Raw genomic sequence first — 528 nt, forward strand, 5'->3', positions numbered from 1 at the left:
AGCGCTTTTAGTGATTCCTGCACCATAATTTACTAAATATTTAGCCACTCGTTCATCGTCACCAGCCACATACTTTATGAGAGCGTCTACGGTCTGCTCAGTGTGCTCACCGCCTTTTTGTGCAGGTTCCTTATAGATCATGACTTGACCCTCTGAATTCTTTCAGTGCCTGAACAAGCTTGTCTTCACTTAAATGCTGTTTTGCTATTTCATAAGCCGCTTCTTGAGTAAAGCTATTTACTAGCAAGTGACGAGTTGCCTGAAACTCTCTTAATAGTCCCGCTAATATTACAAGAGTACTTTCTATTTCATCTCTTGTGAGAGCTTTACTATTCTCAATATCGGTGGCAATTGTTTTAATTTGATCACTGAGTTCTGAAGTTTCTGTAAAGAACTCTTTAGATGCCTCTAGAATGATGGGTTTGACTTTTACAGCATTATTGATGACGTCACGAGTAAATGCTGAAAGCTTTGAATAACCAGCCATACATTGCTTTTTAACTAGTTCTTGATATTCTTTTTCAGTGA

1 protein-coding gene is annotated in these 528 nt (G+C 38.3%); it reads right to left on the bottom strand.

Annotated features, from left to right (window positions below):
• Positions 1–130: 130 nt before the first annotated feature.
• A partial coding sequence (locus R8O11_RS31000; RefSeq protein ID WP_318195363.1) for a chromosome partitioning protein ParA occupies positions 131–528 on the bottom strand: 398 nt, incomplete at its 5' end.

The sequence above is a fragment of the Vibrio sp. 1288 genome, assembly GCF_033344475.1.